General features: G+C 63.5%; 30 protein-coding genes and 2 pseudogenes. 15 read left to right on the top strand and 17 right to left on the bottom strand.

Annotated features, from left to right (window positions below):
* The first annotated feature begins 1 nt into the window (after window position 1).
* Window positions 2-790 carry an ATP-binding cassette domain-containing protein gene (locus tag ACG873_RS21420; protein ID WP_394887419.1) on the top strand — a complete coding sequence of 263 codons (789 nt, stop codon included), beginning with the start codon at window positions 2-4 and terminating at the stop codon, window positions 788-790.
* A gap of 59 nt (window positions 791-849) precedes the next feature.
* Here the strand turns inward: ACG873_RS21420 and ACG873_RS21415 are convergent, their stop codons facing one another.
* From ACG873_RS21415 to ACG873_RS21385, 7 genes and pseudogenes are all read right to left on the bottom strand, one after another.
* Window positions 850-1101: a hypothetical protein gene (locus ACG873_RS21415; RefSeq protein WP_394887417.1), complete on the bottom strand. Its 252-nt coding sequence runs from the start codon at window positions 1099-1101 to the stop codon at window positions 850-852.
* Between the two features lie 71 nt (window positions 1102-1172).
* Window positions 1173-1499 (bottom strand): hypothetical protein, encoded by a 327-nt coding sequence (locus tag ACG873_RS21410; protein WP_394887415.1) that lies wholly within the window; start codon window positions 1497-1499, stop codon window positions 1173-1175.
* Window positions 1500-1666: 167 nt separating this feature from the next.
* On the bottom strand, window positions 1667-1840 hold the full coding sequence (locus ACG873_RS21405) for a hypothetical protein (protein WP_394887413.1): 174 nt from the start codon (window positions 1838-1840) through the stop codon (window positions 1667-1669).
* A 214-nt stretch (window positions 1841-2054) separates the two neighbouring features.
* Window positions 2055-2887, bottom strand: a pseudogene (locus tag ACG873_RS21400) (alpha/beta fold hydrolase).
* An 89-nt stretch (window positions 2888-2976) separates the two neighbouring features.
* Window positions 2977-3963 carry a sensor histidine kinase gene (locus ACG873_RS21395; RefSeq protein ID WP_394887411.1) on the bottom strand — a complete coding sequence of 329 codons (987 nt, stop codon included), beginning with the start codon at window positions 3961-3963 and terminating at the stop codon, window positions 2977-2979.
* 191 nt (window positions 3964-4154) lie between these two features.
* Window positions 4155-4319: a DUF1328 domain-containing protein gene (locus ACG873_RS21390; RefSeq protein WP_108606680.1), complete on the bottom strand. Its 165-nt coding sequence runs from the start codon at window positions 4317-4319 to the stop codon at window positions 4155-4157.
* A 124-nt stretch (window positions 4320-4443) separates the two neighbouring features.
* Window positions 4444-5238 (bottom strand): response regulator, encoded by a 795-nt coding sequence (locus ACG873_RS21385; protein ID WP_394893639.1) that lies wholly within the window; start codon window positions 5236-5238, stop codon window positions 4444-4446.
* A 214-nt stretch (window positions 5239-5452) separates the two neighbouring features.
* Here ACG873_RS21385 and ACG873_RS21380 point away from each other — a divergent pair, with 214 nt between their 5' ends.
* Window positions 5453-5656 carry a NepR family anti-sigma factor gene (locus ACG873_RS21380; RefSeq protein ID WP_394887408.1) on the top strand — a complete coding sequence of 68 codons (204 nt, stop codon included), beginning with the start codon at window positions 5453-5455 and terminating at the stop codon, window positions 5654-5656.
* Between the two features lie 5 nt (window positions 5657-5661).
* Window positions 5662-6210 (top strand): RNA polymerase sigma factor, encoded by a 549-nt coding sequence (locus tag ACG873_RS21375; protein WP_394893638.1) that lies wholly within the window; start codon window positions 5662-5664, stop codon window positions 6208-6210.
* On the opposite strand, the gene ACG873_RS21370 is transcribed toward ACG873_RS21375, so the two are convergent.
* Both ACG873_RS21370 and ACG873_RS21365 read right to left on the bottom strand, forming a co-directional pair.
* Window positions 6196-6579 (bottom strand): response regulator, encoded by a 384-nt coding sequence (locus ACG873_RS21370; protein WP_394887406.1) that lies wholly within the window; start codon window positions 6577-6579, stop codon window positions 6196-6198. The two genes, ACG873_RS21375 and ACG873_RS21370, sit on opposite strands and share 15 nt — an antisense overlap.
* Before the next feature lie 201 nt (window positions 6580-6780).
* Window positions 6781-7866, bottom strand: coding sequence for an AI-2E family transporter (locus ACG873_RS21365; protein ID WP_394887404.1), 1086 nt, complete (start codon window positions 7864-7866; stop codon window positions 6781-6783).
* 117 nt (window positions 7867-7983) lie between these two features.
* Here ACG873_RS21365 and ACG873_RS21360 point away from each other — a divergent pair, with 117 nt between their 5' ends.
* The 4 genes from ACG873_RS21360 (at window position 7984) to ACG873_RS21345 (ending at window position 10378) form a co-directional block, all read left to right on the top strand.
* Window positions 7984-8319, top strand: coding sequence for a DUF883 family protein (locus tag ACG873_RS21360; RefSeq protein WP_394887402.1), 336 nt, complete (start codon window positions 7984-7986; stop codon window positions 8317-8319).
* 20 nt (window positions 8320-8339) lie between these two features.
* Complete coding sequence (locus ACG873_RS21355) at window positions 8340-8795, top strand: hypothetical protein (protein ID WP_394887400.1); 456 nt, start codon at window positions 8340-8342, stop codon at window positions 8793-8795.
* Window positions 8796-8867: 72 nt separating this feature from the next.
* Window positions 8868-9074 carry a hypothetical protein gene (locus ACG873_RS21350; protein ID WP_394887398.1) on the top strand — a complete coding sequence of 69 codons (207 nt, stop codon included), beginning with the start codon at window positions 8868-8870 and terminating at the stop codon, window positions 9072-9074.
* A 230-nt stretch (window positions 9075-9304) separates the two neighbouring features.
* Window positions 9305-10378, top strand: coding sequence for a PRC-barrel domain-containing protein (locus ACG873_RS21345; protein ID WP_394887396.1), 1074 nt, complete (start codon window positions 9305-9307; stop codon window positions 10376-10378).
* A 64-nt stretch (window positions 10379-10442) separates the two neighbouring features.
* Here ACG873_RS21345 and ACG873_RS21340 read toward each other — a convergent pair whose 3' ends face one another.
* Window positions 10443-11984: an alkaline phosphatase family protein gene (locus ACG873_RS21340; protein WP_394887394.1), complete on the bottom strand. Its 1542-nt coding sequence runs from the start codon at window positions 11982-11984 to the stop codon at window positions 10443-10445.
* 214 nt (window positions 11985-12198) lie between these two features.
* On the opposite strand from ACG873_RS21340, the gene ACG873_RS21335 reads away from it, so the two are divergent.
* The 4 genes from ACG873_RS21335 (at window position 12199) to ACG873_RS21320 (ending at window position 14456) form a co-directional block, all read left to right on the top strand.
* Window positions 12199-13131: a VOC family protein gene (locus ACG873_RS21335; protein ID WP_394887392.1), complete on the top strand. Its 933-nt coding sequence runs from the start codon at window positions 12199-12201 to the stop codon at window positions 13129-13131.
* Window positions 13132-13137: 6 nt separating this feature from the next.
* On the top strand, window positions 13138-13746 hold the full coding sequence (locus ACG873_RS21330; RefSeq protein ID WP_394887391.1) for an alpha/beta hydrolase: 609 nt from the start codon (window positions 13138-13140) through the stop codon (window positions 13744-13746).
* A 14-nt stretch (window positions 13747-13760) separates the two neighbouring features.
* Complete coding sequence (locus ACG873_RS21325) at window positions 13761-14060, top strand: GNAT family N-acetyltransferase (RefSeq protein ID WP_394887389.1); 300 nt, start codon at window positions 13761-13763, stop codon at window positions 14058-14060.
* Window positions 14061-14156: 96 nt separating this feature from the next.
* Entirely contained in the window at window positions 14157-14456 is a 300-nt protein-coding gene (locus tag ACG873_RS21320; RefSeq protein ID WP_394893636.1) for a GNAT family N-acetyltransferase, read from the top strand.
* Between the two features lie 18 nt (window positions 14457-14474).
* On the opposite strand, the gene ACG873_RS21315 is transcribed toward ACG873_RS21320, so the two are convergent.
* The 4 genes and pseudogenes from ACG873_RS21315 to ACG873_RS21300 form a co-directional block, all read right to left on the bottom strand.
* Window positions 14475-14717, bottom strand: a complete 243-nt coding sequence (locus ACG873_RS21315; RefSeq protein ID WP_394887387.1) for a hypothetical protein — start codon at window positions 14715-14717, stop codon at window positions 14475-14477.
* Between the two features lies 1 nt (window position 14718).
* On the bottom strand, window positions 14719-15954 hold the full coding sequence (locus tag ACG873_RS21310; RefSeq protein WP_394887386.1) for an aminomethyltransferase family protein: 1236 nt from the start codon (window positions 15952-15954) through the stop codon (window positions 14719-14721).
* A gap of 3 nt (window positions 15955-15957) precedes the next feature.
* On the bottom strand, window positions 15958-17517 hold the full coding sequence (locus tag ACG873_RS21305; RefSeq protein WP_394887384.1) for a phytoene desaturase family protein: 1560 nt from the start codon (window positions 17515-17517) through the stop codon (window positions 15958-15960).
* Window positions 17504-19122: pseudogene (locus ACG873_RS21300) on the bottom strand (phytoene desaturase family protein). Before ACG873_RS21300 ends, ACG873_RS21305 begins: the two are co-directional and overlap by 14 nt.
* Before the next feature lie 154 nt (window positions 19123-19276).
* On the opposite strand from ACG873_RS21300, the gene ACG873_RS21295 reads away from it, so the two are divergent.
* Genes ACG873_RS21295 through ACG873_RS21285 form a run of 3 tightly spaced genes read left to right on the top strand, consistent with a single transcriptional unit; the run spans window position 19277 to window position 21870 of the window.
* Entirely contained in the window at window positions 19277-20077 is an 801-nt protein-coding gene (locus tag ACG873_RS21295; protein ID WP_394887383.1) for a class I SAM-dependent methyltransferase, read from the top strand.
* A 27-nt stretch (window positions 20078-20104) separates the two neighbouring features.
* Window positions 20105-20770, top strand: a complete 666-nt coding sequence (gene betI / locus ACG873_RS21290) for a transcriptional regulator BetI (RefSeq protein WP_394887382.1) — start codon at window positions 20105-20107, stop codon at window positions 20768-20770.
* 20 nt (window positions 20771-20790) lie between these two features.
* The gene (locus ACG873_RS21285) at window positions 20791-21870 is read left to right on the top strand and encodes an ABC transporter substrate-binding protein (protein WP_394887381.1); all 1080 of its coding nucleotides are present in this window, start codon (window positions 20791-20793) and stop codon (window positions 21868-21870) included.
* 138 nt (window positions 21871-22008) lie between these two features.
* Here the strand turns inward: ACG873_RS21285 and ACG873_RS21280 are convergent, their stop codons facing one another.
* From ACG873_RS21280 to ACG873_RS21270, 3 genes are read right to left on the bottom strand one after another with little or no spacing between them, the layout of a single operon-like run.
* Window positions 22009-23082, bottom strand: coding sequence for an ABC transporter ATP-binding protein (locus tag ACG873_RS21280; RefSeq protein WP_394893635.1), 1074 nt, complete (start codon window positions 23080-23082; stop codon window positions 22009-22011).
* A gap of 7 nt (window positions 23083-23089) precedes the next feature.
* Window positions 23090-23908 (bottom strand): ABC transporter permease, encoded by an 819-nt coding sequence (locus ACG873_RS21275; protein ID WP_394887379.1) that lies wholly within the window; start codon window positions 23906-23908, stop codon window positions 23090-23092.
* Entirely contained in the window at window positions 23905-24822 is a 918-nt protein-coding gene (locus ACG873_RS21270) for an ABC transporter permease (protein WP_394887377.1), read from the bottom strand. The genes ACG873_RS21275 and ACG873_RS21270 overlap by 4 nt, the downstream gene beginning before the upstream one ends.
* A 412-nt stretch (window positions 24823-25234) precedes the next feature.
* Between ACG873_RS21270 and ACG873_RS21265 the strand changes: the two genes are divergently transcribed.
* On the top strand, window positions 25235-26641 hold the full coding sequence (locus tag ACG873_RS21265) for an aminotransferase (protein ID WP_394887375.1): 1407 nt from the start codon (window positions 25235-25237) through the stop codon (window positions 26639-26641).
* Window positions 26642-26788: the final 147 nt, after the last annotated feature.

The raw sequence follows: 26788 nt of genomic DNA, 5'->3' as shown, positions 1-26788 counted from the left end.
CATGGACGCTCCAGCAGCACCGCTCGTCGAGATGAAGAACATGTCGATCGCGTTCGGCGGCATACGCGCCGTCGACGACGCTTCGGTCGATCTCTATCCGGGCGAAGTGGTGGCGCTTCTCGGCCACAACGGCGCCGGCAAGTCGACGCTGATCAAGATACTGTCCGGCGCCTACAAGCGCGATGCCGGCGTGATCTACGTCAATGGCGAGGAGGCCACGATCGCCAACCCGCGCGACGCCAAGAAATACGGCATCGAGACCATTTACCAGACGCTGGCGCTGGCGGACAATGTCGACGCCGCCGCCAACCTGTTCCTCGGCCGCGAACTGCGCACGCCTTGGGGCACGCTCGACGATTCGGCGATGGAGTCCGAGGCCCGCAAGGTGATGGGCAGGCTCAATTCGCGTTTCCAACGCTTCAAGGATCCGGTCAGCAAGCTATCGGGCGGCCAGCGACAGTCCGTCGCCATCGCCCGCGCCATCCTGTTCAACGCCCGCATCCTGATTATGGACGAGCCGACCGCCGCTCTCGGGCCGCAGGAGACCGCCCAGGTCGGCGAACTGGTGAAGCAACTCAAGTCGGAAGGCATCGGCATCTTCCTGATCAGCCACGACATCCACGACGTGTTCGACCTCGCCGACCGCGTCTGCGTGATGAAGAACGGCCAGGTTGTCGGCACGGCCCGTACCGGCGATGTGACCAAGGACGAAGTGCTCGGCATGATCATCCTCGGCAAGTGCCCGCCAGGAGCGATCCCCGGCCCGGGCGCCATGGCGATTGCCGCCTGAGAAGAAAAGCCGCCGGCCATCATATGGCCAGCGGCTTCTTCATCAGGAGAGCGGTAAATTTAGCGGCAGCGGGCTTCGTAGATACGCCCATAGCGGTCGCGGTAGCGGCACCAGCCCGTGCGGGTGGCCTTGCCGAGCAGCACGCCCGAAGCCGCGCCGACCACGCCGCCGACGATCGCGCCGCCTGCGTCGCCCGTCGCCAGCGCGCCGACCGCCGCGCCGATGCCGCCGCCCACCGTCGCGTCCTGCTCCGCAGTGGTGCAACCCGTCACTGCGATCATCGCGGCGACAGCAAAAATGACGTTCTTCATATATGGTCACTCCTCACTTTTCGTCACGCAATCGGTGACTTGCACGATCAAAACTGGTGTCCCGTCCGAAATCATTCTTGGGTAAGAGAGTCTTTTTCGCGGCGGTCCCGAGTAGATGCAACCATAACGTCAGGCGCGTCAAGGGAGGCGTACAGCGTACCGTCAGGCAGGATATCCCAAGTCAGCACCGCGTCTTCCTCCGCGAGCGCCGGGTCGACGGTCACGCACTGGACGAAGACCTTCGGGCTCTGGTTTTTGAGCACGCTCAGCGTCGGAGCAACTTCGCCCTCGCATTCCTCGGCCGTTTCATAAAGCGGAACGGGGGCGGGGAGTTCGTGACACTGCTGCAGATCTTGCGAGCATCCGATGACCAACAGAAGAGCAGCGATGTGTTCCATGGGGTGAATCCTCTCGCCGAAGAAACGAAAGGCCGGACAGGATGGTTCCACGAGATCCGTTTGCCGGAGGCATCTTCATGGAGCCGTGTTGCCGTCACAATCGCCGGCGAAGTGCAGCCGCACGCCCAGAAAACTCCGCGTTGGGGCCTAAGGGTAATCCGGGGCGGTCAGATCAGCGCGATTGCGATCAGGCCGAAGCCGACCACGGCCAACACAGCGGCGACAAGCGAGGCCGAGGCATGGGGCAACAGATGTGGTTGTGGTTTGTTCTGGTCTGGCGCCTGGACGTCGCCCATGGCGATCCGAGCGGCATTTTCCAGCCTTTGCATCTCGGCGACCATGCATCTCTCCTGCGGCTCTCGACTGCACTAAACGGCAAGCACGGCTCCCGGTTCCATGCGAGTCAGGCAAAGCGTGGGACTTTATGGTAAACGCCTGGTTAATCTGGCGTTTTTGCCCATGCATGGGCTCCCGCTATTCGATCTCGAACTGCCGTGCGGCACCAGCCGGCGGTAGTCGAGGCGGTCACTGTAATTCCCACGAAGTCCGGCGGATTCACCCCAAGCCTTTTTGTCTGTTGGCGAAGTCAAGGATCAGGCGAGCTGCCGCTTCCGCACGGCTTTCGAGCAACATGTGACCGGCGTCGAGAATGTGGGCGTCCATCCGGGGAAGGTCTTTCATCCAACTCATGATTTCGGCGAGTTCGAAGAAGGGGTCATGGCGACCCCATACCATCAGTGCAGGCGGCTGATGGCTTTGTAGATAGCCCTGGATCTCGGCGAAACGGCGCATATAGTTCCCATAGTCCGCCACGAGAGCACGTTGGGCCTCAAGCCTTCCGGGCAGGCTCATCACGCGCCAGTCCTCGTCCCAGTTTTCGGCGGAGATGGACTTCGCGATATCGTCGGGTACGCCCCCGACATACTCGTTCCGCACCCCTTCCCAGGTCAGGTGAGCGGTGGCGGCGGCCTCATTCTCCGGGGTAGGCTTCGACCAATAGGCGATGGTGTCCGCCCATTGAGGGCCGAACCCGCTTGTGTGGGCGTTGGCATTCTGGATGATCAGACCCGCCACCAACGCGGGCGCTTGCATCGCGACATGAAAGCCGACCGGGGCGCCGAAATCGTGAAGATAGATGAAGCGACGACCGACGGAAAAGTGGTCGAGGACTTCGAGGATTGCCTTCCCCATTGCCTCGAAAGATGTCGAGGCGAGGACATCGGACTCCCCAATCCCGGTAGATCGGGAGTGATGACAAACAGGTCGTCAACGAGCATCGGGGCCAGACGCCGGAACGCGCGTGCTGAACTCGGAAAACCATGCAGCAGCACTAGAGCGGGACTGGAGGGATTCCCTCCGACATCCACCGCAAGGCGATTTCCGCCCATGACACGAAGATAGTGCCGGATCATGGCGGGCCTCGTCCTCTCGCGGCACCCAGGTTAATCTGGCGTTCTCGCCCTTGCATTGGCTCCCGCTATTCGATCTCGAAACTGCCGTGCGGCACCAGCAGGCGGTAGTCGAGGCGGTCGCCGGAAATCTCCAGCGTCGCAGTGCCGTTCAGCGAGGCCGGCACGACACGCTCCAGGGCGACGCTGCCGAAACGCTTCTTCCCGTTATTACCGTTGATGGCGATTTTTTCCGACCACGACAGGTTCAAGTCCATGTTCTCGGGCGGTGCGATCAAGTGCGCCGCGACCGTGACGAAACCGTCGGGCCGGGCGAGCGCGCCGTAGCTGACCGAGTTCACCGCCAGCTCATGCATTGCCAGGCCGATATGCAGGGCCGCGTTAGGGTTGAGGTAGGGGTTTTCGCCCTCGAAGCGGACGCTGTCCCGCGGCTTGGCGCTGTAGCGGCTGACCTGTCCGACAACGAGTTCGCGGAGGCCGGCGCCGCGCCAGTTAGACGAGGTCACGAGATCCTGCGAGGAGGCCAGCGATTGCAGGCGCCCGCGAAAGCGCGCCAGGAATATCTCGATCGTATCCGAATGGCGTCCGGTCTGCGCGGCGATGCCCTGGATGATGGCCAGAAGGTTCTTCGAGCGATGGGAGACTTCGCGCAGAAGATTTCGTAGCGTCTGCTCGCGCCGCTTCTGCTCGGTAATGTCTACGGCCGTGGTGACTACCGCCTGGGCCGTTCCGTTCGGAAACTTGTCGGGGTCGATCCAGATAGCGAACCAGCGCGCGCCCTCCCGGTCCGGAAGGCTTATCTCCAGACTTTCGGGCTGACCCGTGGCGATAACGGCGCGTTTCGCCGTCTGCAACCGGTCGGCTTGCTGTGCGGGAAGAAATTCGTGGTCGGTCTTGCCGGAAACGTCGGTCTGCGACCATGCGGCCGGTATATTCTGCGACCAGAGCACGCGAAGGTCACGATCCTGGCAGAGCACCGAGATGCCGGTGTTGCGAAGGGCGTGCAGCAGGCTGCGGCCGATCTCCGGATTGCTGCTGGCCAACTGCAGGTCCATCGCGCTCCCCTCCTGGTTGCTTATTTTCCGCGATGAATTCATGAGCCGGCTCAACCCTGCTTTGGATGGAAACGGCTCCGTCCGAAAGGGGTTCCCTTCAACAGGCTCCGCCGGGCTCCACCCGTTGAGGCTTCGCCCGGCGGATCACTGGAGACCGTTTGAGGGGGACGGCATCCAGCATTCCGTTTCGCCTAGGCCCGTCTGAACAGCCCGGCGATCAAAGAGATCACCAAGAACGCCAGGAATACGAAGAACAGTATCTGGGCTATCCCGGCGGAGGTTCCGGCTATGCCGCCGAAGCCCAGCGCGCCGGCTATGATGGCGACCACGAGAAAAACAAGCGCCCAATAAAGCATCGGTCATCTCCTTCGGATTGTTCGGTAAAACGTCGGCGGCCGATGTTGGTTCCTGAATAAGGAAAGTGCCGGACAAAAGAAAAAGGCCGCCAGAGGCGGCCTTGCTCCATCTCATGCCATGAGGTCAAGCGGCTGCCCTGGCCTGCCGGTCAAAAAACAGCGCCTGGCTGATCAAAGCCTTCACCATGTCGGGATTGAACGGCTTGGTGACCAGGAAGGCAGGCTCGGGACGCTCTCCGGTCAGCAGGCGCTCCGGGAATGCGGTGATGAAGATGACCGGAACCGCGGCGGACGCCAGGATCTCGTTGACGGCGTCGATGCCGGAGCTGCCGTCGGCCAACTGGATATCGGCCAGCACCATCCTCGGCCTTGTCTTGTTGAACATGGCGGTGGCTTCGGCATGGGTTCGCGCGATTCCAACCACCCTGTGGCCAAGACCCTCCACCATCTCCTCGATGTCCATGGCTATCAGGGGCTCGTCCTCGATTATGAGGATGTCGGTGGCGACCTGGCGCGAAATCTCCGCGCTGGCCTGGGACAGGAGCGCGCTGAACTCGTTTTCCGACACGCTGAGTATCTCGGCCGCTTCCTCGTCGGTGAAGCCCTCCACCGCGACCAGCAGGAATGCCTGGCGGGGAAGGGGCGAGATCGCCGTCAGATTGGCGGCGGCGCGCTGCTCCCAGGCCGAACTCGGCGTTTCCTGAGGCACCCGGATCGCAATAGAGGTGAAAAGCTTGGCAAAGGTCTTGTAAAGCGCGATGCGTTCGTTGGAAGCCTCGGGGAAAATGCTTACATCGGCGATCAACGCCTCCAGCATTGCCGCCACAAGCGCGTCGCCACTTTGCTGTGAACCAGATACCGCCCGGGAGAAACGTCGAAGAAAAGGTAAATGGGGAGCAATAGTTGCGGATAGACTCATAATGTACGGTTCCCTCACCTGATCCGCTTTTGGCAGACTGTTACCGAACCCGTTAACGCCGAAACTCCGAAAAAGTTCCCGCCTTGCGGAACTTAATTCAACTGGCCCCGTTATAGCCGGAATTTGGGCAGCCAGATGGCCGCGCCATCCCGCCTCGGATTCAGAAAAAGAGGGCGGGTTGGGGTCGATGGGACAAACAGGGCGATACACAAGTATGACAAAGCAATCCACCGGTGCAGTCGGTGCGAAAGCGCGGCGGAACGGATCGAAGGATCCGCTCGGCGCGAACTCCGAAATCGGCCGCAAGCTGAAGCAATATTATGACGAACTGGTTTCCGACGAAGTGCCCGACCGCTTCGCCGAACTGCTCAGCCAGCTTGAAAATGCCGAACCCACGCAGAAGCGAAAGAAGGCTTGACCGGAATGGTGGTAACCCCGCAGTTCAAGAACGATCTGCTTGGCACCATACCGAGCCTGAGAGCCTTTGCCGTATCGCTGACCCAGAATTCGGACAAGGCCGACGACCTCGTCCAGGAAACGCTGGTCAAGGCGTGGGACAAGCACGAGAGCTTCCAGATGGGCACCAATCTCAAGGCTTGGCTGTTCACCATCCTGCGCAATGAGTTCTATTCGCAGATGCGCAAGCGCGGACGGGAGATCCAGGACAGCGACGGCATCATGACCGAACGTCTCGCGGTACACCCGAGCCAGCACGGCCTCCTCGACCTGGAGGACTTCCGAGCCGCGCTAGAGCAGCTTCCCGAGGACCAGCGCGAGGCGATCATATTGATCGGCGCTTCCGGATTTTCCTACGAGGAAGCCGCCGAAATCTGCAATTGCGCCGTCGGCACCATAAAGAGCAGGGTCAGCCGCGCCCGCAACCGCCTGCAGGAGATTCTCAAGATCTCGGGCGAGGCCGACTATGGCCCCGACGCGATCTCGGCGCAGGTGATGGGTTCAAACGCCGCTTGACCGGCGGCGGGCGGCGGCGGCCACCGCCTCAACGAGATCCGAACCGGAGTACGGCTTGCCGACCACGGACACGCCGGGGAAGGCCGAGAAGATCTCGTCGAGATCGGTGTAGCCCGAGGCGAAGACGAACGGCACGTTGCGTTCCTGGATGTGCCGGGCGAATGCGAGCGTGGACGTGCCGTCGAGCATGACGTCGACGATGGCGGCATCGAATTCGGAAGCCGCGCGGTCGGGGTCTATCTCGGCGAGGCTCCGCGCAACGACGACGCCCGCGGCGCCGCTGTCGCGGCAAAGCTGCTCGACATCCATGGCGATCAGAACTTCGTCCTCCAGAACCAGAATCCGCATTCCCGCAAGCAAATCAGCCAATTGTAATCTCTCCTTGAAACTGCCGGACTCATGGACGCAAATTGGCCCCTTGTCATTTAAAAAAGAGATATCGAGAAGCGGACTGCCCGCTATGTCCGTTGCAGCTGATGCCAATGTTTCGCGAGTTCGAGACGAAGGAACTCGCTTTGTTAGCCGGTTCAAGAAGGCTGCGCGCCCGCTGATCGACCGCGGTCAACCGGCCTAGTCTCCCCAGTTCAAACCGGGGACGACGTTCCTGATGACCGCGTAGGTGACCAGGAGCGCGGGAATTGCGATGAAGCCACCGAGCGGTCCCCACAGCCATATCCAGAAGACCAGCGCGAGCAGCACGACCAGCGGGTTGAGCGTCATCGCCCGTCCGATCACCATTGGGGTCACGAACTGCCCCTCGATAAGGTTGATGCCGAGAAAGACCGCCACCGGGAGCAGGCTGCCGGTGAACGTGTCGAACTCGGTCAGCCCGATAGCGAACAGGATCACCACCATAACCGCCGGTCCGATGAACGGCACGAAGTTGGATAGCGCCGCGAGCGCGCCCCAGAGCGGCGCGGAGGGGACGCCGATCAGGAACAGCCCGACGCCGACGGCAAATCCTTCGGCGATATTGATGATGCCGATCGAGAGCAGGTAGCGCGAGACAAGACCTTCGACGTCGCGGAAGATATGCGCGACGCGCCAGCGCAGGCGGCGCCTGAAGCACAGGTTCAGGATGGCAAGGCGCGTCTGATGCCGAGTCGCGACGAAAAAATAGAGGCTGGCGAAAAAGATCAGTATCTGGGCAATGACGGCCGGGGCGAGCCTCGCCAGGCTCTCGAATCCCATGCCTTCATTGACGGAGACCGCGAGGCCTTCGTCGCCGGTCAGATTGCGCAGTTGTTCGCGGATGCCGCCCAGCGCCTCGAGCGGTTCTTTCAACCGCGCCAGTTGCCCCTGGAGATCGCTCCATATCTGCGGCAGGCGGCCGATCCAGAACGAGAGCGGAGCAGCCAGCGCGAGGGCGAAGAGGCAGACTATGAAGATGAAGATGAGAACGACGACGGTCGCCGAAATTCCCGGCGATAGCCCTTGCCGTTCGAGCCGGGCGGCGATCGGGCCGAGCATGAGGCCAATGACGATGCCCAGCGAGATCGGCGCCAGGATGTATTCGCCGGCGGCCAGTGCGAACACCAGTGCAACAACGCCAATGACGATAACGGACACCTGCGCCGCCTGCGCCAGAAATATCTCGACATTCGACTTTGGCGGCAATCGTACGATCGGTGCCTTCTTGGCAGTGCGATTGGCCATCAGACATTTCCGGCTGGACTTGCCGCGGAAAACGCATTCTCATGGCCTTTCGTTCCTTGACGGAACCTCGCTGCTTATCGGGCGTTCCGGCAGCGAACCAGCACAAGGAGTTGAATCATGGCCGCAGCAGCAGGCAGATCCTCGAAATCCGCGGGCGAAGCGGGACCGAGCTCCGATCTTGAAGCGGACATCCGCCAGTTGCGGGCCGATATCGCAAAACTCGCCGAGCAGTTGGCGACCACTAGGGAACATTCCTACAGCGCGGCCCGCAGGGCGGCAGCTGAGGGCGTGGAACAATTGCGCACCCAGGGAGAGGCAGCGATCGAGGGTCTGCGCAGCAACGCCAACGATATCCAGGAACAGGTGATCGCGACAGTACGCGAAAAGCCGGTGACGTCGCTCGCAATAGCGGCCGGGGTGGGATTCCTGTTTGCCCTGCTATCGCGCCGCTAGAACTCACCGGGGGCGTCCGAATGCTCGCGTCGCTGATCGCAGGTCTCGCGTCGGGTGAGACCAAGCTTGCCATCCGCCGCGCGCGACAGGCAGCGATTGTCTATCTGGTAGCCGCCGCCGGCGCGCTCTGCGGCGTCGGCTTCCTGATAGGCGCCGTCTATATCTGGGCGTCCTATCGGTATGGAGCGCTCGAAGCGGCGATCGGCATCGGCGTCGCTTTCCTGCTTCTGAGCGGGCTCGTGCTTGTCGTCCACTCCATCATCTCGCGCGCTCAGGCAAGGCGGGCGAAGGACCGGCGGGCGAGCGATCTGACGGCGGTCGCCGTGGCCTCCGCACTGGCTGCCCTGCCCACGCTGCTTCGCCGCAAGGGCGGGCTTGGAGTGGCGGTCGCCCCGGCCATCGCCCTCGTCGCCTACGCGATTTACCGTGAGAACCGCAGTCCGAAGGCCAAGAAGGAAGATCTCGACCGCGACTGAGGTCGACCGGCCCGGAACCAAGCCAAGCCGCAGGCATTGACCTTGCATAGGCAACGGCAGCGGAGAAGAGGTGTGCCCAAGACAATACCGCCCGGCAAATCGCGCCAGGGCAGCCGTGGCGACCGGGTTCTCGTCATACTTCTGGTAGGCTTGGTGCTCGCCTTCGTCATCTGGGGCGGCGTGGAGATCTGGGGCGAGGCGATAGATACGGGAAGCGTCGAGCAGCCGGGCGCCGTGACGACGCAGGGCAACGAGCAGCCTCCCGCAAACCCAAACTGATCCGGCTGAATTAGCCGCCCGTTCCGCGGCAAGCCGGTATGGAAATCAGGACAACCGGACGTTCCTGGCGCGACTCGATAGGCTCCTGGAACCGCACCAAGCGCCCAAGTCAATTCGGAACTAGAACGGAGTCACGACGTTGTGAGGGTGTGAGGCCGCGCCCGGCCTCCCTGCGACGGTGCAGCCAGGCGCGACAGTGCATCGAAGTTCACGCACAAGGAGAACTTGTCATGATCCGCAATCTTCTGGCTACAACGGCCATCGCGACATTGTTGTCGACGATGGCCTATGCGCAGGACACCACTGCGCCCGCGCCTGCCGCGCCAGACCCGACTGTCCAGGCCCCGGCTGAGGCGCCAGTTGCACGCGCCGACGGCCATCTCGCAACCAACCTGATCGGCGAAACCGTCTACAACGGCACCGGCGACGACGCCGAGAACATCGGCGACGTCAATGATATTGTCATCGGCTCCAATGGCGAGATCGAATCCATCGTCATCGGCGTTGGGGGCTTCCTTGGCCTAGGCGAAAAGAACGTGGCCATCAACTACGCCGAGGTCGACTGGGCAGAACGCGACGGCGACCGCTGGCTGGTCGTACCCACCACCAAGGAACAGCTCGAAGCGCAGGCCGATTTCGACCCCCGCGCTTATGAGCCTGCTCCGGCGACAACCGCCGGCACGCAGCCGCCTCCGGCAGGCGACCAGACCGCGACTGCCCCGGCTCCGGCCCCGGCCGAGCCTATGGCACCAGCCGACGACCAGACCGCGACGGCCCCGGCTGAGCCGGCTGCTCCGGCTGACGATCAAACGGCAGCAGCTCCGGCTGAGCCTACCGCACCGGCGGACGACCAGACCGCAACCGCTCCTGCTCCGGCCGCCCCTGCGGACGACCAGACCGCGGCCGCTCCGGCTGATCCGGCCGCTCCGGCCACTGACCAGACCACGACGGCAGCGGTCGACAAGTCCAAGCTGACGGAAATGCCGGCTGGCGAAATCACCTCGGAAGCCCTGGTTGGCACCACCGTCTACGGCGCCAATGACGAGATGATCGGCGAAATCGGCGACGTCGTCCTCGAAGGCGAGAAGGTCGATTCGATCATCGTCGATGTCGGCGGGTTCCTTGGCGTCGGCGAGAAGAAAGTCGCTGTGGCGATGGACAATCTCGCATTCATGACCGATGCGGATAGCAACAAGTACCTCTACACCGGCTTCACCAAGGAGCAGCTGGACGCACAGCCGGCCTATGATGAGGCTACCTTCGCCGAGAAGCGCGACGAACAGCGCTTGATGATGAACCAGTAGTCATCCCCGCATACCGTGACGAAACCCGCGCCGGCAACGGCGCGGGTTTTTCTTGTCCAGGGCCTCACCGGCCGTGGCGCAAAACCCCGTTCTCGGTCAGTTCGACAAGCGCAAGCGACTGGTCGAGATGTTCGGCCCGCCAGGAAAGCAGACGCTCGGCATATTCCAGCCTGACGGCTAGATATTCCGGCTCGCCAGCCACGTTGCGAATTTCATTGGGGTCGGCCGAGAGATCGTAGAGGAGAGGCGGCAGGCCACCGCCGAAATGGACGTATTTGAAGCGTTCGGACCGTATCACGGCGAGATTGCAGACTTGCGGCCCGATGCCGAAACGCCTTTCGGCGTCACCCGTCGAGATCGAGCGGAAATCAAACTCCCAATGCGCGGCATCGCGCCATGCCAGAGGCTTCTCGCCAGCGACGAAGGGTTTGAGCGAGCGGCCGTCGAGATGCGCGGGGACCGGTCCGTCGAGCAGTTCGAGCAGCGTCGGCATGATGTCCACCGCCTCGGTGAAGCGGTCGACAACCGTGCCTGCCTCCCGACGGTAGCGCGGATCGCGCACGATCAGCGGGATATGGTAACTCTGGTCGAAGAAGCCGCCCTTTCCGAGCATGAAGTGGTCGCCCAGCATCTCGGCATGATCGGAGGTCAGGATCACGACAGTATCGTCCCACGCGCCGCGCTCCCTGACCGCCTGCCAGACGCGGCCGAGCTGCGCGTCGACTTCGGAGACCATGCCGTAATAGATCGCCCGGATCGCGCGGAAGGCATCGTCGCCCCAGTCGCGGACCTTGCCCTTCGCGCCGGGGATGAATTTCGACCGCTTTTGCTGCCCAAGTTCGTAGTCGAGAAAGGGATGGCTCCTGGCCTCGCTCTTCCAATCCCGGCCGCGCCGAAACTCCGGGCCTTCGGCCGGATCGTACATCTCGTTGAACGGCTCCGGCGCGATGAAGGGCGGATGCGGACTGATGAACGAGACATGCGCGAACCAGGGCGCGTCCTTTTCCTGTTCACCGAGCCAACGGATGAATTCGCCGGCCATAAAGGCGGTCGGCGTCTCGTCGCGGGAATAAACCGGCGATGCGTTGGTCAAGCCGGGACCGCCGGCCACCGGCCGGTGTATGTCGGGATAACCGGCGCTCGATTCGACACCGCGGGCGGCGAGCCAGCTCAGCCAGGGTTTCTGGTGCTCCGGAAGAAGCTGGCGCGCCGAGAGCCCCGGCAGCACGCCTTCATAGCTGCGCAGCAGCGGATCCCCCGGCGCGTGCAAGCGGGGATCGGGCGCGACATCCGTGTAGCCGAACAGGGTCGGCTCGTAGCCGAGCCGTCTTGCCGCCAGCGCCAGATTGTCGTGCCGCGCGTCCAGCGGCGTGCCGTTGCGGCAAACGCGGTTGTTCATCTGGTAGAGACCGGTATAGAGGCAGGCGCGGGCCGGCGAGCAGGGAGCGGCTCCGGCAAAGTGCCGGGCAAACATCACGCCCTCGCGAGCCAGCGCATCCGCGTTGGGCGTCTCTACCGTCGGATGACCGGCGGCCGACAGGCAGTCGCCGCGCCACTGATCGCAGGTGATAAGCAGGACGTTGGGGCGGTTGGGTTTCCGTGCCAAGCTGAGCTCCCTCGTTCTCGTATGCGACAGGTGGAGCGGAAATCTGGCGGGCGTGCAAGACTGCGGGTGTGCAAGAACCTGTGAACGGACCACCATGGTGCGTTCACAGATCGACGACAGTGCATTCTGACTTCGGCCTCTACCCCGGCTGCCCGTTCAACCGACATAAGGGGCCGAGAGGCGGCGAGGCCGCCTGTGAACAAGGAGCAAGGAAATGCTCGACCAGATCAAGGGCCTGCACCACGTCACGTCGATGGCCAAGGATGCGCGCCGCAACAACGAATTCTTCACCGGCAAGCTCGGGCTGCGCCGGGTCAAGAAGACCGTCAATTTCGACGCGCCGGACGTTTATCATCTCTATTATGCCGACGAGGTCGGCACGCCGGGCTCAGTCATGACCTACTTTCCCTTCCCGAATATCGGCAAGGGCAGGCATGGCGTGGGCGAGGTCGGAACAACGGTCTTTGCGGTGCCGCAGGGCACACTCGGCTATTGGGAAAAGCGGTTCGCCGACGAGGGCGTAAAGGACGTGAAGCGCGAAACACGCTTCGGCGAGAACCGGCTGGCGTTTTCCGGGCCGGACGGCGATTCCTTCGCGCTCGTCGAGACGAAGGATGATCCGCGTAAGCCGTGGACCGAGGCCGGCGTTCCCGCCGATGACGCCATACGCGGCTTCCATTCGGCTTCGCTCAGGCTGCGGGACGGCGGCGCGATGGAAGAACTCCTGAAGTTCATGGGCTACGAGGATGTCGACGCCTCCGGCAACATCAAGCGGCTGGCCATCAAGGATGGCAACGGGGCCGATGTCATCGACATCGAAACCGTGCCCGGCGCGCCCTTTGCCGATCTCGGCGCCGGCTCGGTTCACCACATCGCCTTTGCCGTCGAAAATCGGGCAAAGCAGCTCGAGGTTCGCAAGGCGCTGATGGACACGGGCTACCAGGTGACGCCGGTGATCGACCGCGACTATTTCTGGTCGATCTACTTCCGCACGCCGGGCGGCGTCCTGTTCGAGGTCGCAACCAACGAGCCGGGCTTTGATCGCGACGAGAACACGGCTCATCTCGGAGAGGCGCTCAAGCTGCCGAAGCAGCATGCGCACCTGCGCGATTATCTCGAAAAGCACCTGCAGCCGCTGGAGGGCTGAGCCGCCATGTCCGCTGACGCCTACATCCACAAGGCCATAGCCGGCGCGCCGGGCGCGCCGCTCATGTTCCTGTTCCACGGCACCGGCGGCGACGAGAACCAGCTCGTCTCACTCGGGCAGGAGATGCTGCCGGGCGCGTCGATCGTCTCGCCGCGCGGCGACGTCTCGGAATATGGCGCGGCGCGGTTCTTCCGGCGCACCGGCGAGGGCGTCTACGACATGGACGACCTTGCGCTGCGCACCGGCAAGATGATGGCATTCGTCCGGGCGCTTGTCGAGGCGCAAAAGCCCTCGGCGGTGCTTGGCCTCGGCTATTCCAACGGCGCGAACATCCTCGCATCGACAGTCTTTCTCGAACCGGACCTGTTCGACACGGCGGTTCTCATGCACCCGCTGATCCCGTTCGAGCCGCAGGTGAAGGGCAGCCTCACGGGAAAGCGGATTCTGATCACCGCCGGCCGCCGCGATCCGATCTGCCCGCCCAACCTCACGGGGCGGCTCGACGCGTATTTGCGGTCGGCCGGGGCCGATGTCACATTGCACTGGCATGAAGGCGGGCACGAGATCCGGCCGGACGAGATCGAAGCGGCCAAGCGGTTTCTGGCCACGGCCTAAGCATAGGAGCAACCATGAACGACACGCTGCCTGAAATCCGTCTGGAAGACACCGGCTCGAAGGGACGATATTTCATCCGCTCGGCCGCCGGCGACGTGGCGGAGATGACCTTCAGCAAGGCCGGTGAGCATCTGATCATAATCGACCACACCGAGGTTCCGGATGCGTTTCGCGGGCAGGGCGCGGGGCTGAGGCTCGTCACCCGCGCCGTCGAGGACATGCGCGCCGCGGGCAAGAAGATCATCCCGCTCTGCCCCTTCGCCAACGCGCAGTTCCGCAAGCATGCCGAATGGGCGGACGTGCTGAAAGGCTAACCGCGCAACCTGCCGGGGTGGTCCGATTCCTGCGGGCAGGAACCAATGGCTCAAGCAGCCATTTCGTCTGGAGAGGTTGAGGAGATCGAGGCGGCGATGCAGACGACGGAGCTAAGCATAAGGCTGGAAAAGCGCGGCCACCGGGGCCGCTACGTGCTCGAAATGCCCGAGGGCGAACCGGCCGAACTCACCTATGTCGAAAGCGGGCCGGACCATATCATCATCGACCACACCTGGGTGCCCCCCGCCTATCGCGGCCGCGGCGTGGCCGAGCGGTTGGTCGTGCGCGCCGTCGACGACGCCCGCGCTTCAGGCACGAAGATCACGCCGCTCTGCCGGTTCGTAGCGCTCGAATTCCGCCGCCACAAGGATTGGGCGGATGTGCTGAAGCAGTGAGCATTGAAGAACGCACCTTCATTGCTGCTCCATCCTCTCCAGCCACTCGCTTCCGACTCCCCGCTCGCGGATGATCGGCAGCGGGTCTTCCGGATCACGTCTCGCGCAGAGTCTGTAGACTTCCAGGGCCTCCGCGCTCAATTCGCCGCGTTTGTAGAAATACATCGCCGCCGCATAGCGTGTGCGCCCCGACCACGGCTCGCCGAGCGGCGTGTTGACCAGCGCCCATTGTTCGGCGGTTTCCTTGTCCGGCTCGGGCATATCAAAAGTCGGCGGGCGGGTTGGCGGACCGGCGGTCCAGCTTGATGAATGGCCGGGGCACGACCTTGGCGCGTTTCATCAGCCGCTCGTATTTCAGTTCGCGCATGGCGTAGATCTCGACCCAGAGATCGTCGGTGGTCGTATCGCCGAAAGGCCGCGAAAGGCTTGCAATCGCTATGTTTCTCTTGGCCATCGGCGACCAGATCGCAGCGCTGACCAGCCCGACCTCGCGCTTCTTTTGGTGATAGACGATGGCATGCTCGGCCGGGATGTTGCCCTCGATCTCCAGCCCGATCAGGATATGGCGCAGTGACTTGTTCTGTCGCGCCTCGAGGATGGCGTGCCTGCCGTTGAAATGGCCCTTGTTCTCATTGACCATGAAGCCCAGCCCGATCTCGTCGGGCATGCGCGCGCGGTCGGCCCGCAGCGCGTGCTCGGCGGTGGAGAAGTCGGCATTGGCCACGATCAGCCCGGCTTCGAGCCGGGCGCGGTTCAGCGCGTGGTAGCCGATGGCGCGCAGGCCGCGATGTTCGCCGGCCTGCCAAAGGCGATCCCAGAGGCTGAGCGCGAGCTTCGTTTCGACAAAAAGTTCGTAGCCGAGGTCGCCGGTGAAGCCGGTGCGGGAAATGGTGACGGCACCATTTTCGTGAGGAAAATCAGCAAGATCGAACAGCTGCAGTTTCTCGATGCCGGCGAATCCGGCGTCGCGCAGCAGCGCGAACGAGATCGGCCCCTGCAGCGCCAGGCCGGCGATCGCTTCGGTCTCCTCCTTGATCCGAACGTCGAAGCCGCAAGCGCTGTCGAGCAACCACGCCAGATGCCGTTCCTGGCAGCATAGCCGGAATTTTTGCTCGGTGAGTCGGAACAGCGTGCCGTCGTCCAGCACATGACCTTCGTCGTCGCACCATGCGGTATAATGCACTCGGCCCGGCTTCAGCTTGGCAACGTTCCTCAGGGTTATCCGGTTGAGGCAGGCCTCGGCGGAGGGCCCATCGATCCGGTATTTGACCATCGGCGAAATGTCGAAAAGTGCCGACTGGCTGCGGATCGCGAAATATTCGAGCTCCGAATCCCACAATGAGTTCGGGGCCTTGTAGCCGGCCCAATCGTACCAGTCCTCGGTCTTCGCCAACACCTCGATGCGCGGCTGAAAGGGCGAGGGCAGGCGCAGCGTGCGGAAATGCGATTGCGCGGCGATGCGGTCGGAAATCGAGGAAATTACATTAATGTTTTCCATGGCTTAGATCCTCGCCGCCAGTATACGCCGGGCGGCGTTCAGACCAGGCGCGCCGGAGACGCCGCCGCCTGGATGTGAGCCGGCGCCGCACAGGAAAAGCCCCTCGATCGGCGTGTCGTAGCCCGACCAACCGGAGACCGGACGCGACATCAGCATCTGGTCCGCCTGCAGTTCGCCGTGGTGCCAATGGCCGCCGGGCATGCGGTAACGCGCCTCGATGTCGGCCGGCGTCAGCAGTTCGGCGTGACGTACGGTTGCGCCGATGCCGGGCGCGTATAACTCCAGCAAGCCCATGATAATCTTGAGGAATTTAGGCTTGCCTGTCTCCCAGCCTTCCTTCAATTTATAGGGCGCGTATTGGACAATTGCGGACAAAACACAGGTGCCGTCGGGCGCGAGCGACGGGTCGGAAAGGCTGGGCAGCGTGATTTCCATTACCGGCTCAGTGGAGAATTCGCCATATTTCGCCGGGTTGAAAGCGCGTTCGACATGGTCGGCCGACGGCGCAATGACCAGCCGGCCGCGGTGATCCTCGGCGCGCACGCCCAGAAACTCCGGCGGGCAGTCGAGCGCGAGGTGCAGCTTGGCCGCATCTCCTTGATTTCTGATGTTTTTCACCTTCCGCACGAAGCCGGTGTCGATCTCGCGCGGGCCGACGAGGTGGAGGAAGGTGGAGGATGGATCAATCGCCGACACTATCAACCCGCACGAAATTTCCTCAGCGTTTTCAAGCACAACGCCCTTGGCGCGGCCGTTTTCGATGCGGATTTTGTTCACAACCGCTTCGGTGCGTACGATTACGCCGGCTTTCGCCGCAGCAGCGGCGATCGCGGCCGCGATTTGGCCCATTCCGCCCCGCGGTACGACCTGGGCGCCCGGCGCGCCGCCGATCTCGCCCGTAAGACGATAATAAAGCCCGAGCAGCGATGTCGGCGAGCGCGGCCCGAGATGGCTGCCGAGCACCGCGTCGAAGGCCAGCAGTCCCTTCAGCCGGTCGTCCTGCAATTGTTCGTCGAGCACGTCGGCGACGTTCATCAGCAGCATGCGCAGGAAGTCGCGCATATCCTCCTTGCCGAGTCGTTTAAGCGACAGCGCAGTGAGGCCAAGAGCCGAAGTCTCGGCGAGCGAGATGCCGCCGAGATCGGGCGGGCGGCGCGAAAGCATCGGCTTCAGTATGCCGGCATAGCGAAGCAGTTGCGCGCGAAACTCCTTCCATGCCACCTGCTCGGCCACTGAAGCTCCGGCCAGGCTTTCGCCATAAGCGCCGTAAAGCGTCAGTGGGGCATCCTTAGCCGACAAAGCAATTGACGGCATGTGTTCGCTCGACAGCTCCAGGCCGTGCTTTTCCAGCTCCAGCGTCTTTACCACGTCGGGATGCAGCCGGTTCAGGATGTGTGCGTTGGATGCGCGGAAGGCTGGATAAAATTCTTCCGTGCGCGCGGCCCCGCCGACCTCGTTTGCGGCTTCCAGGACCAGCACCTTGCGGCCGGACTTGGCCAGCATAGCCGCGCAGACGAGGCCGTTATGGCCGCCGCCAATGACGATTGCATCAAATGACGTCATGGGCCGGGCTCATATGCTTCGCGCCGAGGGAGAGGTCGCGCAGGATTTCGGCGGCTGCGTTGCGGCCCGGAGCGCCCATGACGCCGCCGCCCGGATGGGTAGAGGAGCCGCACATATAGAGCCCGCGGACCGGCGAGCGGTATTGGGCGTAGCCCGGCACCGGCCGGTTGAATAGAAGCTGGTCGAAGGTCAGCTCGCCCTGGAAGATGTTGCCTTCGGTGAGCCCGACCTCGGCCTCGAGTTCGCGCGGCGTGCGCACTTCCATATAGACGATGCGGTCGCGGAAGCCTGGCGAATAATCGGCTATCTGCGAGATGACGGTTTCGGCGAAGCCGTCGCGGTCGGCGTCGGTCCAGTCGCGTCCTTCCACCTTGGGCGGGCAATATTGCACGAAGCAGCTCATGAAATGCTTGCCGGGCGGCGCCATGGTCGGGTCGAGCGTGGTCGGGATGACCATGTCGAGGAAGGGGTCGGCCGACCAGCGGCCCGCCTTCCAGTCGTCATAGCCGCGCTCCATGCGCTCGATGGAATCGGTGAAATGCATGTCGCCGCGATAGACCGGCGAGTCCTTGGGCAGCGCCAGAAATTCCGGCATAGAATCGAGCGCGATGTTGACCTTGCCGGAGGAGCCGCGATCTTGAAGTTTTTCACCCGCCGGAGAAAAATCTCCGGCAGCTCTTTCTCCTCGACGAGTTTCAGGAAGGTGCGTTTCACATCGGCGTTGGAAACAACCAGCCGGCCGCGGATTTCCTCGCCGCCGGCCAGCACCACGCCCATGGCCTTGCCGCCCTTGACCAGAACCTGCTCGACCTCGGCGCCGGTGCGGATCGTGCCGCCCGAAGCACGGAAGGAATCGGCCAGCGCGCGGGTGACCGCGCCCATGCCGCCGCGCGCATAGCCCCATGCGCCGACCGAGCCGTCGACCTCGCCCATATAGTGGTGCAGCAGCACATAGGCGGTGCCGGGCGACATCGGCCCGAGCGCAGTTCCGATGATGCCTGACAGCGCGAAATTGGCCTTGATAACGTCTGTCTCGAAATATTCGTCGAGAAAATCCGAGATCGACATGGTCCAGAAGCGCAGCGTCTGCGCCATTTCGGCGGCGCCAAGCCCGGCGAATTTTTTTGCCAAATACAGAAGCTCCCCGAGGTCGCGCGGCTTGAGACTCGTCGGGTCGGGTGCGGAGCGCATCAGCAGCGGCTGGATGAAGCGGCATTGCCGCGTCACGTCGCGGGTATAGCGGTCATAGGCCTCGGCGTCCTTCGGCGAGAAGCGTGCGAATTCGCGGCGGTGCGCATGATGGTCGCGGTAGTTGGCGAGATAGTCGCCGTCGCTGGTGAACACCGCTCCGCCCTCATAGGAGATCACCTGGAGGCCGAAGCGCGGCAGTTCGAGATCGCGCATGATCTCGGGGCGGAACAGCGAGCAGACATAGGAGCAGTTGGAGTAGAGGAAGCCCGGCGTCAGCTCGCGGCTGGTCGCCGCGCCCCCGACCCATTCGTTCTTCTCGACCACCAGCACGTTCAGACCGGCCCGCTGCAGGTAGCAGGCATTGACGAGGCCGTTATGGCCGCCGCCGATCATGATTGCGTCCCAAGGTTTCAAATGAACGGCCTCCTCTTCCCGTCAAAATCTGACACGCCAAGCCGTATCCTGTCCAGATATTCTGAATGAATGTTCAACAAACAACGCTTGCAATTCTGCTTGCGCGCTATACGGTTGAGGCGAGCGATAACCGAAGAGGCATGGCGGCAAAACAGTGATCGGCAGCGCCCGCGCCCAGCCCGAATATGACGACGCCGCGATCCGGTTCCTGGAGGCGCTGTGGGGCGAGGGCTATCTGTCGCCCGGCGGGCCGGAAGAAGTCGATCGCGTCCTTAAAGGGCTTTCGCTCCGGGGCAAAAGCGTGCTCGACATCGGCTGCGGTTCAGGCGGCGTTACGCTGCATCTGGTTGAAAAGCACGGCGCGGACCATGCAACGGGATTCGATGTCGAAGAGCCGGTCGTGTCGGCCGCTCGGCGGCGGGCTGAAAAGCGCGGTCTGTCGGAGCGCGCGCGTTTCGTCCAGGCCGCGCCCGGTCCGCTTCCCTTTGGCGATGAAGCCTTCGATGTGGTCTTCTCGAAAGACGCGCTTTTGCATGTGCCGGACAAGGACGCTCTGTTCGCCGAAATTTTCCGCGTGCTGAAGCCGGGCGGCGTGTTTGCCGCCAGCGACTGGCTGATCGGCCATGACGGCGAACTCTCGACCGACATGAAGGCCTATGTCGAGGCCGAGGGGCTTTCTTTCAGCATGAAATCTCCGGAGCGTTACCGGCTCGCGATAGAGTGCGCAGGGTTTGTCGATATCGAAGTCACCGACCGCAACGGGTGGTATCGCGAAGTCGCGCGCGGCGAACTGGCGCGGCTCAAGGGACCGCTCTACCAGAGCGTCGCCACGGCGGTCGGCGCGGCCTATGTCGACAAGAACATCCGCACCTGGGAGGCCATGCAGAAGGTGCTTGACAGTGGCGAGCACCGCCCCACTCATCTGCGCGCATGGAAGCCGGAGCGGGGTTCGTAGCCGGCGATGCTCAGGACGGATGCGGCCATGCCGAAAGAGGCGACACAGGAAACCGAAAAGCGCGGCCGCAAGGCGTCCAAGGAAACCCGGCGGCAGCAGCTGATCGAGGCGACGATCGATTCGCTCGCCAAGCGCGGCTATTCCGAAACGACGATGGCCGATGTCGCGGACGGCGCCGGTCTTTCGCGCGGCATCGTCAACTTCCATTTCGAGAGCAAGGAAAAGCTGCTCGTCGCCACGCTGCAATACATGGCCGACGAGTATGCGGCCCACTGGCGCGCCACTCGGGAGAAGGCCAGCGACGATCCGGCGCGGCAGCTGCAGATGCTGGTGGCGGCCGATTTCGACCGGTCGATCTGCAACAAGCGGAAGCTGGCGGCCTGGTGCGCCTTCTGGGGCGAGGCCAAATCGCGCCCGACCTACCAGGCGCTGTGCGGCGCGCGCGACGAGGCCTACCAGAACGTCATCATCGATCTCTGCGCGGCGCTGAAGGCCGATGCAGGCTATGATTTCGAGCCGCATTCCATGGCGCTGGGGCTCAGCGCCATGCTCGAGGGCCTGTGGCTGCGCCTGATGATGGGCACGGAGAACGTCACGCGGGAAACGGCGCATCTGGCGGCCACGGAATATCTCGCCTCGGCTTTTCCGAAGCATTTTTCGCGGGAGGCGGAGCGGTCGAAAAGGCCGGCCTGAACGACAGGGAGGATGGAACGATGAGAGCATTCAACGGGAAGATCGCGCGGCTCGCGCTGGCCGCTGCGCTTTCGGCATCGGCAGCAACTAATGCGCTGGCCGAGGATACGGACCTGATCGTCTTCGACTGGTCCGGATATGAACTTCCGGAATTCCACCCCGGCTATATCGCCAAGAACGGCGATTCGCCGACCTACGCATTCTTCGGCGACGAGGAGGAGGCTTTCCAGAAGATCCGAGCCGGCTTCAAAGCCGACCTTTCGCATCCGTGCTCGCAGAGCGTAGTCAAATGGCGTGAAGCCGGGCTGCTGCAGCCGCTCGACACATCGAAGATCGAGGGCTGGAACGATCTCAATCCCGGCATCATGGCGATGAAGGATCTGGCGATGACCGCCGACGGCACCGCATGGTTCATGCCCTGGGACTGGGGCAATACGCTGCTCACCTACAATTCCGAAAAGGTCGACGAAAAGGAAGTGCAGTCGCTGAAGGCTTTCGCCGACCCGAAATTCAAGGATCGCGTGTCGATCGGCGACAATGTCGACGACGCCTATGCACTGGCGAGCCTCGCCATCGGCCTGAAGGACTGGACGCAGATGACCGACGCGCAGTTTGCCGAAGCCTCGGCCTTCCTGCGCGAAGTCCACGAGAACGTCCGCCTCTACTGGGCCGACACGACCGAGATCGTGCAGGCAATGAGCGGCGGCGAGGTCGACCTCGCCTGGGCCTGGAACGACGCGGCCGTGCAGGCGGCGGCCAGCGGCGCGCCGATAAAGTCCAACCGCGACGCGGCCGAGGGCCTGTCGACCTGGGTCTGCGGCTATGTCAGGCTGAAGGATGCGCCGGGCAGCGAGGAGAAGGCCTACGATTATCTGAACGCCATCAGCGCGCCCGAAGTCGCGACCTTCCTCATCACCGACTGGGGCTACGGCCACGCCAACGCCAAGAGCATGGCCGGCATCGACCCGAAGGTGCTGGCGGAAAAGGGCTATGACGACGTCGAAAAGTTCGTCGACAAGACGCTGTTCCAGTCGCCCGTGCCGACCGAGCTCAAGCAGAAGATGATCGCCGAGTTCGAGAAGATCAAAGCGGGGTATTGAGGCTTTCCCTCTCCCCGTTCACGGGGAGAGGGTGGCCGCGAAGCGGCCGGGTGAGGGGCAATGCGAGCCTTGCGGAATTTGGCGCCGCCCCTCATCCGCCTGCCGGCACCTTCTCCCCGTAAACGGGGGAGAAGGAAGCTACTCTCCCATCGCGACCAGAGCGTCGGGGTCGTAGGCGAGCCTTATCGGGGCGCCGACCGGGATGTCGTCGGCGCCGAAATCGTTGGTCTCGGTGACCGACAGCGGTTTCTCCAGCCCGGGTATCTCGACGATCAGATGGGTGATCTCGCCGAAATAGTGGCGGTCGACGACCTTGCCGGCCACCTCGAATTTGGCGGTCGCGTCGTCCCACAGAACGCGCAGGCGCTCGGGGCGGATGCCCAGCGTGGCCGCGCCGCCATTGCGGTGGAACAGCTTCGGCTTGTCGGTCCTGACCCGGCCGAAGGCGCGGGTGTCGACCACGATCTGGTTCGCGTCCTCGCCGACGATCTCGGCCTGGACGAAATTCATGCCGCCGAGGAAATCGGCGACCTGACGGTTGACCGGGCGCTGGTAGATCTCCTTCGGCGCGGCCACCTGGGCGATGCGACCGCCAAACATCACCGCGATTCGGTCCGATATGGCCAGCGCCTCATACTGGTCGTGGGTGACCAGGATGAAGGTGATGCCGACGGCCTTCTGCAGGCGGCGAAGCTCGACCTGCATCTGCTCGCGCAGCTTCTTGTCGAGCGCAGACAGCGGCTCGTCGAGCAGCAGCACCTTGGGCCGCATGACCAGCGCGCGGGCGAGCGCGACGCGTTGGCGCTGGCCGCCGGAAAGCTCGGTCGCGCCGCGCTTGCCCAGCCCTGACAGCGACACCTGCGCCAGCGCCTCCTCGACGCGGCGCTTCTCCTCGCCGGCGTCGAGCCGCAGCCGCTTCAGCCCGTAGCCGACATTCTGCTCGACGTTGAGGTGCGGGAAGATGGCGTAGCTCTGGAACACCATGTTGGTCGGGCGGCGGTTGGCCGGAATGCCGTTCATCGGCTGGCCGTCGATGGCGATCGAGCCGGAGGTCGGGGTATCGAAACCGGCGATCATCCGCAAAAGCGTGGTCTTGCCGCAACCCGACGGGCCGAGCAGCGAGAAGAACTCGCCTTCGCGGATGCTAAGCGAGGCGTCGTCCAGCGCCTTGAACGCGCCGTAGCTGCGGGTGACGCCGGCGATCTCGATCATGGTGCGTTCAGGCAAGGACGCCTCCCATCTTGGTGCGCCTTTCGGCGCGGCGACGGAGCATTTCGGCGAGCGTGAGGAGCAGGAACGAGGCCAGAAGCAGCAGCGTGCCCAGCGCCAGCACGCCGGGCAGCTTGGCGGCGAAGCGGAGTTGGCCCCAGATATAGACCGGCAGGGTCGGGTCGGTGCCGGTGAGGAAGAAGGCCATGACGAATTCGTCGAGCGAGATGGTGAAGGATACGAGCAGGCTGGAGACGATCGCCGGTGCGACCATCGGCAGCGTCACGCGGCGGAACGTGCCGAATGCGCTTTCGCCGAGATCGGCGGATGCCTCCTCGAGGCTGCGGTCGAAACCTTCGAAGCCCGAGGTCAGCACCGTCATCGAATAGGGGATGCAGATCAGCACATGGCCGAGCACGACGGTGAACAGCGACAAACTGAGGCCGAGCTGCAGCAGCACCAGAAGCAGCGAGATCGCCACGATGATCTCGGGCAGCACCAGCGGCGCCATGATCAGGCCGGAGACGGCGCGGCGGCCCGGAAAGCGGTAGCGGGTGATGGCGCGGGCGGCGCAGATGCCAAGCAGCGTCGACAGCAGCGATGCGGCGACGCCGACGACAAGACTGTTCCAGGCAGCGTCGAGCAGCGCAGGCGTCCGCGGCAGGCCGGCATACCAGTCGAGCGTGACGCCGGTCAGCGGGAATTTGGGGATCGGCGAGGCATTGACCGAGAAGACCGGCAGCAGCAGCACCGGCATATAGAGGAAGACGATGTAGAGGTAGGCGTAGGCCGGCAGCCAGTTGGCGAGGAGCTTTCGCATCGCGGTCATCGCGCGAGCCTCGCCGCGCCGCGGATCACGAACACCGAAACGGCGGCCATCGCGGTGACGACCGCCATCGTCGTCACCGAAAGTGCTGCCCCCAGCGGCCAGTTCGACGCCTTGCCGAACTGCGCCTGGATGGCGTTGGCGATCATGACGCCGTCCTTTCCGCCGACGAGGCGCGGGGTGACGAAATCGCCGACGGTCGGGATCATGACAATGAGCAGCGCCGACATGATGCCGGGCACGGAAAGCGGCAGCGTAATGCGCAGGAAGCGCCGCAGCGGCCCGTCGCCGAGATCGGTCGCGGCTTCCAGCAGCGTGCGGTCGACCTTTTCCAGCGACACGTAAATGGGCAGGATGGCGAAGGCCGCCCAGGCATGAGTGAGCGTGATGACGACGGCCGTGGTGTTGTAGAGCAGCGCGGTGGACGGCTCGTCGATGACGCCCAGCCCCATCAGCCCCGAATTCAAGACGCCGTTGTAGCCGAGGATGACCTTCCACGACATGACGCGCAGCAGATAGCTGGTCCAGAACGGGATCGTGATGAGGAACAGCCATAGGCCCTTGTGACGCCCGCCATGGAAGGAGATGAAATAGGCAATCGGGTAGGCGAGCACGACGGTGAAGACGCTGACCAGCAGCGCAACGGTGAGCGAACGCAACAGCAGGTCGCGATAGATCGGTTCGGTCAGCGCGATGCGGTACTGCTCCAGCGTGAAGGTGCGGTCGATGGTCAGGTAGTTCTGCGTCCAGAAGCTGTGCGCGATGACCACCAGGATGGGCGCGACGAGCAGCACCAGCGCGAACAGGAAGGTCGGGCTGATCAGCGCCCAGCCTTGCGCCTGTTCTGATTGCAGAAGGGATTTTTGGGCCGCGCGGCGGATGCGCGGCGTCGCCTGCCCTTCCGCGGCCGCCGTCATTCTAGCGGGCCGTTCGGCGTGGGTCGACAGGGCATTGAGGCTTCCGGGCTGTGGACTGGGGTCATACCCCCACCCCTAACCCCTCCTCCTTGAGGGGAGGCGCTAGGGATGGGGGTAGCTCTGCGTGAGACTGCCCCGCATCCCAACTGGCGCAAGGCCCGTTGGTCCGCAGTCTCATCAGATAATGTTGGCTGTCGCGCCATCAGCCGCCTCAAGGCTTTTTTGCCCGTCGAGGACGGTTCCCGTCGCCCCGAACTTTCCTGATCTTGACCGCATCGGCCGATTGAAATCAAGCGCTGTTTCTGCGAGTGTTGATTGAACAGACATTCAAAATTTGCGTTTGCAAAATACGGAATTCCCAGCGCTTGGCGATTTTTTTGCCTAGCGCTCATGGTAAGCATGCGAGGCGAAAATGGGGGCGGTTCTTTATTTCGAGGAGACGGGAAGCGGGGACCAAGCGGCGGATCTTGCGAGACGCCATCTGATCCAGCCGTGGCCGACCGCCGGCGCGATAGGAGCGGAGGCGCGCGGGCTGATCGGCGACGGCGACGGCATCTACATCACCGACGGCGAAGGGCGGCGGCTGATCGACGGGCCGGCCGGCATGTGGTGCGTCAATGCCGGTCACCGGCGCGATGAGCTTGCGTGGGTGATGTACGACCAGACCATGCAGCTTTCCTACAACACGCCGTGGTACACGATGAACGAGCCCTCGGCGGTGCTGGCCGGGCGGCTGGCCGCGCTTGCGCCGGGCGACCTCAACCATATCTTCTACACGACCGGCGGCTCGACCGCCGTCGAGACGGCGCTGCGCTTCATGCAGTTCTACAACAATGCGCGCGGGCGGCCGGAGAAGAAGCTGATCCTGTCGCGCGGCGGCGCCTATCACGGCTCGACCTACCTGTCGGCCTCCCTCAACGGCCGGCCGCGCGACCGCGACTGGATGGACGGCGCCGACGATCTGGTGGTCAAGCTGACTGCACCCAACCCGTTCCGCCGGCCGGCCGGCATGAGCGTCGAGGCGTTCTGCGATTTCCTGGTCGGCGAGTTCGGCGACGCGGTTTCACGCCTCGGCGCGAAAAAGATCGGCGCATTCATCGCCGAGCCGGTGCAGGCTTCGGGTGGCGTCATCGTGCCGCCGGAAAACTACCTGAAGCGCATCTGGGAACTCTGCCGCGCCAACGACATATTGTTCATTTCCGACGAAGTGGTCACCGCTTTCGGGCGGCTCGGCCACGTCTTCGCGTCGGGCGATGTGTTCGGCATCGAGCCGGACATGATCACCTTCGCCAAGGGCGTCACCTCCGGCTATTTTCCGCTCGGCGGCGTGATGGTGTCGCAGCGACTGCTCGAGGATCTGAGGCGCTCTAACCATCCCGACGCGATGTTCGCACACGGGCTCACTTATTCGAGCCATCCGGTCGGCTGCGCCGTCGCGCTGAAGAACCTCGACCTCCTCGAAGGCGGCCTCCTCGACCATGCACAGGCGATCGCGCCCTATTTCCAGGCGCGGCTGAAGACGCTGGAAGAGCTGCCGCTGGTCGGCGAGGTTCGCGGCCTCGGCCTTATGGCCTGCGTCGAATGCGTCGCCGACCGCGAGAGCAACGACCCGCTTCAGCTGGACCGGCAGGTCGGCAGCCGCATCGACGCACACTGCCACGAACTCGGCCTGCTGGTGCGCCCGCTGATCAATATGTGCGTGATGTCGCCGCCGCTGATCATCACGCAGGAGCAGATCGACGACATGGTGGCGATCCTGCGCGAGGGCATCTCGCGGACCATGGACGATCTGCGGCGCGAGGGGGTGTGGAGGGGTTGAGGGGGTGGATGGGTCCGAAGGCGGTAGTCGCCGCAGCCAACCTGAACGTCTTCAACGGGAGTGAGCCGAAGCCGCGCCGACTCTCCCAAGTAGACGGTTCCTATCGGCTCCGAACAGGCATCCGTTCGATTTTCCTGGCATAGCCTT

Origin of the sequence: Allomesorhizobium aridi (assembly GCF_043769475.1) — a bacterium.
Classification (GTDB): domain Bacteria; phylum Pseudomonadota; class Alphaproteobacteria; order Rhizobiales; family Rhizobiaceae; genus Allomesorhizobium.
Note: the sequence above shows the minus strand (reverse complement) of the source record. Positions and strands in the feature narration are given on the sequence as shown.

Bases quoted from the DNA above. Each gene is read 5' to 3' on its own strand.
- ACG873_RS21360 (WP_394887402.1), top strand. From the start codon at position 7,984: ATGGCCGCAGCAGCAGGCAGATCCTCGAAATCCGCGGGCGAAGCGGGA.
- ACG873_RS21365 (WP_394887404.1), bottom strand. From the start codon at position 7,866: ATGGCCAATCGCACTGCCAAGAAGGCACCGATCGTACGATTGCCGCCA.
- ACG873_RS21330 (WP_394887391.1), top strand. From the start codon at position 13,138: ATGTCCGCTGACGCCTACATCCACAAGGCCATAGCCGGCGCGCCGGGC.
- ACG873_RS21395 (WP_394887411.1), bottom strand. From the start codon at position 3,963: ATGGACCTGCAGTTGGCCAGCAGCAATCCGGAGATCGGCCGCAGCCTG.
- ACG873_RS21305 (WP_394887384.1), bottom strand. From the start codon at position 17,517: ATGACGTCATTTGATGCAATCGTCATTGGCGGCGGCCATAACGGCCTC.
- ACG873_RS21390 (WP_108606680.1), bottom strand. From the start codon at position 4,319: ATGCTTTATTGGGCGCTTGTTTTTCTCGTGGTCGCCATCATAGCCGGC.
- ACG873_RS21335 (WP_394887392.1), top strand. From the start codon at position 12,199: ATGCTCGACCAGATCAAGGGCCTGCACCACGTCACGTCGATGGCCAAG.
- ACG873_RS21285 (WP_394887381.1), top strand. From the start codon at position 20,791: ATGAGAGCATTCAACGGGAAGATCGCGCGGCTCGCGCTGGCCGCTGCG.
- ACG873_RS21385 (WP_394893639.1), bottom strand. From the start codon at position 5,238: ATGAGTCTATCCGCAACTATTGCTCCCCATTTACCTTTTCTTCGACGT.
- ACG873_RS21275 (WP_394887379.1), bottom strand. From the start codon at position 23,908: ATGACCGCGATGCGAAAGCTCCTCGCCAACTGGCTGCCGGCCTACGCC.
- ACG873_RS21265 (WP_394887375.1), top strand. From the start codon at position 25,235: ATGGGGGCGGTTCTTTATTTCGAGGAGACGGGAAGCGGGGACCAAGCG.
- ACG873_RS21410 (WP_394887415.1), bottom strand. From the start codon at position 1,499: ATGGAACACATCGCTGCTCTTCTGTTGGTCATCGGATGCTCGCAAGAT.
- ACG873_RS21405 (WP_394887413.1), bottom strand. From the start codon at position 1,840: ATGGTCGCCGAGATGCAAAGGCTGGAAAATGCCGCTCGGATCGCCATG.
- betI (WP_394887382.1), top strand. From the start codon at position 20,105: ATGCCGAAAGAGGCGACACAGGAAACCGAAAAGCGCGGCCGCAAGGCG.
- ACG873_RS21375 (WP_394893638.1), top strand. From the start codon at position 5,662: ATGGTGGTAACCCCGCAGTTCAAGAACGATCTGCTTGGCACCATACCG.
- ACG873_RS21355 (WP_394887400.1), top strand. From the start codon at position 8,340: ATGCTCGCGTCGCTGATCGCAGGTCTCGCGTCGGGTGAGACCAAGCTT.
- ACG873_RS21280 (WP_394893635.1), bottom strand. From the start codon at position 23,082: ATGATCGAGATCGCCGGCGTCACCCGCAGCTACGGCGCGTTCAAGGCG.
- ACG873_RS21310 (WP_394887386.1), bottom strand. From the start codon at position 15,954: ATGGAAAACATTAATGTAATTTCCTCGATTTCCGACCGCATCGCCGCG.
- ACG873_RS21380 (WP_394887408.1), top strand. From the start codon at position 5,453: ATGACAAAGCAATCCACCGGTGCAGTCGGTGCGAAAGCGCGGCGGAAC.
- ACG873_RS21325 (WP_394887389.1), top strand. From the start codon at position 13,761: ATGAACGACACGCTGCCTGAAATCCGTCTGGAAGACACCGGCTCGAAG.
- ACG873_RS21415 (WP_394887417.1), bottom strand. From the start codon at position 1,101: ATGAAGAACGTCATTTTTGCTGTCGCCGCGATGATCGCAGTGACGGGT.
- ACG873_RS21315 (WP_394887387.1), bottom strand. From the start codon at position 14,717: ATGCCCGAGCCGGACAAGGAAACCGCCGAACAATGGGCGCTGGTCAAC.
- ACG873_RS21345 (WP_394887396.1), top strand. From the start codon at position 9,305: ATGATCCGCAATCTTCTGGCTACAACGGCCATCGCGACATTGTTGTCG.
- ACG873_RS21320 (WP_394893636.1), top strand. From the start codon at position 14,157: ATGCAGACGACGGAGCTAAGCATAAGGCTGGAAAAGCGCGGCCACCGG.
- ACG873_RS21420 (WP_394887419.1), top strand. From the start codon at position 2: ATGGACGCTCCAGCAGCACCGCTCGTCGAGATGAAGAACATGTCGATC.
- ACG873_RS21270 (WP_394887377.1), bottom strand. From the start codon at position 24,822: ATGACGGCGGCCGCGGAAGGGCAGGCGACGCCGCGCATCCGCCGCGCG.